The 280-nt window shown below is 49.3% G+C and carries 1 rRNA gene; it reads right to left on the minus strand.

The window, feature by feature from the left end:
* Nucleotides 1-76: 76 nt before the first annotated feature.
* A 5S ribosomal RNA gene (gene rrf, locus HMPREF2958_RS07220) occupies nucleotides 77-195 on the minus strand.
* Nucleotides 196-280: the final 85 nt, after the last annotated feature.

Below are 280 nucleotides of genomic sequence, written 5' to 3' on the forward strand. Positions count from 1 at the left end.
TTAAACACAAAAAAGCATGGGCGAAAGCTCCCCACAGGAAACCCCCACCCATACTTACCTCTAAACAAAATATTTATTGCGGCAGCCATCTACTCTCCCACACCCACCAAGATGCAGTACCATCAACACCACAGGGCTTAGCTCACCAGGTTCGAAAAGGATACTGGGCGTTTCCCCCAAGCTATCACCACCGCAAAACCACCAAACAACAACCCACCCCACAAAAACGGGGCCAGCTTGTTGTTCCAAAACTATACAGCGAACGCAAACACCACCAACA

The organism is Rothia sp. HMSC036D11 (genome assembly GCF_001814205.1).
Lineage (GTDB): Bacteria > Actinomycetota > Actinomycetes > Actinomycetales > Micrococcaceae > Rothia > Rothia dentocariosa.